This is a genomic window from Pseudomonas agronomica, assembly GCF_025917275.1.
Taxonomy (GTDB): Bacteria; Pseudomonadota; Gammaproteobacteria; order Pseudomonadales; family Pseudomonadaceae; genus Aquipseudomonas; species Aquipseudomonas agronomica.
Genome location: NZ_JAOSHO010000470.1, coordinates 1 through 3,818, shown reverse-complemented (window position 1 = coordinate 3,818; position 3,818 = coordinate 1). Strand labels below are relative to the sequence as shown.

Sequence of the window (3,818 nt, the reverse complement as noted above, 5' to 3'; positions counted from 1 at the left end):
TGGGAGCGAGCTTGCTCGCGATGAGGCCGGATCAGTCAATGCAAAACTAAACCCTGGGCACCGTCTCGGCCATTGAAGGCCGCAAGCTCACCTCGGCAAACCACGCCGCCAACTGCGGATTGGCCTTGCGCCATTCCAGGTCCGGGTGGCGCAGGTCCAGGTAACCCAGGGCACAGGCGACGCTGATGGCGGCGATGTCGAAATGGCTCGCCAGTTCGGCAATCGCCTCGGCCTCGAGCAGGCCCACGGCGCGGCGAATCTTGTCCCGTTGTGCATCGAGCCATTCGGCCCAGTGTTTTTCCGCAGGACGCAGCGCGGTCTCGTAGCGGATCATCACGGCCGCGTCCATGATCCCATCGGCCAGGGAAGCCAGGGTCAGGCGCCGCCAGCGTGCCGCACCATCCCGCGGGATCAGCGGGTTGCCGACGTGCTGGTGGTCGAGGTAGTCAAGGATCACACGGCTGTCATGGATCACCGTCCCGTTGGCCAGGCGCAGGGCCGGGATCTTGCTCAATGGGTTGTCATCGATCAGCGCCCGGTCCGGCTTGACCGGCGTGAGTTGGCTCAGTTGCAACGCCACGCGGTCTTGTTGGCCGGTCTCGTGCAGCAACACCAGGACCTTGCGGACGAAGGGGGACGCGGGGTTGTGGAACAGGGTCATGCTGGCGGTGGACATGGTGACGTCTCGATCAGGGGCGTGTCGGGCAGCATAGCGCGACCGAGCCCAAAGTGGCCCGGTCGCGTCGTGCATCAGGCTGCAGGTTGCAGCGCTGGCGCGTCGGGCTGCGGCGTTGTCGGCTGATGCTTGAGTTCCCGGGCAACAGTCCAGACGATGAACGCAGCCACCACGTCGAAGATCGCCAGCAGCACGAACAGCGGGCTGTAGCCGATCTTCGTCACCATCACGCCGAACAACAGCGTGAAGGCGGCAGCGCCCAGGTAACCGAACATCCCACCCATGCCGGTCGCGGTGGCGACTTCGTTCTTGCCAAAGGAGTCTGAAGTGATGGCATACAGCGCACCGGACAGCGTCTGGTGGGCGAAACCGCCGACACAGAGCAGAGCGATGGCCGCGTACGGACTGGCGACCAGGCCGATGCAGGCCGGGCCGATCATGCAGGAGGCGCCAAACAGCAGCACCATTTTGCGGGACGTGAACAGCGACACCTTGCAGTACTTATGGAAGAATGGACTCAGGTAGCCACCCAATACGCAGCCAAGGTCGGCGGCCAGGAAGGGCAGCCAGGCGAACATCGCGATCTCCTTGATGTTCATGTGCCGCTCGGTCATCAAGTACAGCGGGATCCAGGCGTTGAACGTCTGCCAAGCCGGCTCGGAGAGGATCCGGGCGCTGGCGATGGCGTAGAAGTTGCGGCTCGCGATGATGCGTTTCCAGCTGCCTTTTTTCGGCGTCGGGTCTTGGAAGTGGGCTTCCTGGCCGCTGAGGATGTAATCACGCTCGGCGTCGCCCAGCAGCTTCTGGTCACGCGGGTGCTTGTAGAAAACCAGCCAGAGGAACGTCCAGGCTACGCCCAGGCCGCCAACGATCAGGAATGCCAGTTCCCAGCCACTGTTCAGGATCGCCCAGACCACCAGCGGCGGCGCCAGCACGGCGCCGATCGAGGAACCGATGTTGAACCAGCCGATCGCCACCGAGCGTTCCTTGGCCGGGAACCATTCGGTAGACGTCTTCACCGCGGCCGGCAACCCGGCGGCTTCCGTCAGGCCAAGCAGCCCGCGGAAAAACGCCAGGCCCTGCCAACCAGAGGCCATTGCCGCTGCGGCGCAAGCGATAGACCAGGCGAAGGCGAAAATGGCGAAGCCCATCTTGGTGCCGATGGCATCAATGATGTAGCCGGCGACCGGTTGCATCAGGGCGTAACAGACCTGCCAGGCGACGACGATATGGGAGTATTGCTCGGTGGAGATGCTCATTTCGCTCATCAGCGTCGGAGCCGCCACGGAAAGGGTGTTTCGAGCCAGGTAGTTGACCATCAGGCCGGCCGTGACCAGGCCGACCATCCACCAGCGGATGCCTTTGATTTTCATCACTTCACCATCAATTATTTTTGGATTTGGTGTTTGGGTGCAGCATGGCTGCGAGAGGACGTCAGCCGGCGACGGCGCGGGCGATATACGTCAGGAAGCGGCGGGAGGTGAAGATTTCGGAGGCTGATCGACTGCGGGTCATTTCGCCTTTCACTCAAATATTGTTGTTAGGTTGTGTTGTAGGTTGTCGTACAACTATGGCCTTTATAAGAGTGCAAGGATTAATTTGTCAATAAATATGTCAGAGAATGCGTGGCCGACAATCGCCATCGCGGAGGTTGTCGTCGTATGACGTAGGCAGGAGGCGGGCGTCAGAGAGGTTTCTGACGCCCGTCATCATCGGCGGCGCGGGATCAGTCCCCACGTTGCCAGCACGGAGGGTATCCCCAACCCGACCCAGCTCACGGCGTCCCACATGCCATCGCCGAGCAAGGCGCTGAACAGTCCGGCGGCGCAAAGCACGCCGATGGCGCCGGGGATCCCGAATACTTTCCAGAAATTCGACTGCCGAGGCCTCACGACGTGGCCTCAGCGCCGACGGTCGCGCGCTTGGCGGCCTTGCGCCGAACAACCCACAGGTAGACGCCACTGCCCAGGACAATGATGGTCAGCACATCCAGGGTCGCCCAGAAAATCTGCATCGGTCGGCCGCCGTAGTCACCGAAATGCAGCGGCAGGGACAGGCTCATCATGTCCATGTACCACGGCCGTTCGGCCACGGCGGTGACGTCCAGGGTGCTGGCGTCGATCAGCACCGGCGTCAGCAGATGGGAGGTCAGGTGGGTGCTGCCTTTCATGAACACGCTGTAATGGTGTTCGCTGGAAAACAGCGTGCCGGGGAACGCGATGAAGCTCGGCTCCATGCCAGGCGCGACGTCCTTGGCGATGTCCAGCAAGCGGGTTGCCGGTGCCAGTTCGGTCAATGGCGGGGCGTTGCGGTAGGGTTCGACCATGGCGCTGAGGCTGTCGTTGCGCCACGCGGCGATGATCAAGTCGGCGCAGGCGGCGATCACGCCGGTGACGCCAACGGTCAGCGCCCACACCAGCGTGACGACGCCGATCAGGTTGTGCAGGTCGAGCCAGCGCAGGCGTGTGGATTTGTCCTGGCGCACCGTGGCGAATTTCAAGCGGCGCATGAATGGTAAATACAGCACCACGCCGGAGACGATGGCGATCACGAACAGCAAACCCATGAACGCCAGTAGCAACTTGCCCGGCAAGCCAGCGAACATATCTACGTGCAGGCGCAGCATGACCATCATGAAGCCGCCGTTGGCCGAAGGCATTTCGAGGGCTTCGCCGGTGCGCGCATCGAGCATGAACGTGTGGGATGAGTTGGGTTCGGTGCCCGGCGTCGGCGCCATGATGGTGATGATGCCGTTGGGGTCGTCCTCGTCCCAGCCAAAATACTGGACCACCTCGCCCGGGCGATGGGCCTTGGCTTTTTCCACCAGTTGGGCAAGGTCCAGCGGCGGCGTGCCGGCCGGCATTTCCCGAAATTCCGGGGCGTCGCCCAGCAGATGCTCGATTTCGTGATGGAAAATCAGCGGCAAGCCAGTGATCGCCAGCATCAGCAGGAACACTGTGCAGATCAGGCTGGTCCAGGTGTGGACGAAGGACCAGCGGCGGATGGTTTTGCTTTTCATGATCGGTCCGAATGCAAAAGGGCACCTGTAGTAATAGCGCGGTTCGCTTGGCGGGTACTCATTGTGGCGAGGGAGCTTGCTCCCGCTGGGCTGCGTAGCAGCCCCAAAAAGCTTGGGACCGCT

At 62.3% G+C, this 3,818-nt stretch carries 4 protein-coding genes; all 4 read right to left on the bottom strand.

Features of this window, described 5'->3' with window-relative positions; translation table 11 throughout:
* Positions 1 to 46: 46 nt before the first annotated feature.
* Positions 47 to 676, bottom strand: a complete 630-nt coding sequence (locus OC610_RS22870) for a glutathione S-transferase (RefSeq protein WP_264431018.1) — start codon at positions 674 to 676, stop codon at positions 47 to 49.
* Positions 677 to 750: 74 nt separating this feature from the next.
* A complete protein-coding gene (locus OC610_RS22865; protein WP_264431015.1) occupies positions 751 to 2,049 on the bottom strand; it encodes an MFS transporter in 1,299 nt (432 codons plus the stop codon).
* 336 nt (positions 2,050 to 2,385) lie between these two features.
* Positions 2,386 to 2,568, bottom strand: a complete 183-nt coding sequence (locus OC610_RS22860) for a hypothetical protein (RefSeq protein WP_264431012.1) — start codon at positions 2,566 to 2,568, stop codon at positions 2,386 to 2,388.
* Complete coding sequence (locus OC610_RS22855; RefSeq protein ID WP_264431010.1) at positions 2,565 to 3,695, bottom strand: PepSY-associated TM helix domain-containing protein; 1,131 nt, start codon at positions 3,693 to 3,695, stop codon at positions 2,565 to 2,567. Before OC610_RS22855 ends, OC610_RS22860 begins: the two co-directional genes overlap by 4 nt.
* Between the last annotated feature and the right edge of the window lie 123 nt (positions 3,696 to 3,818).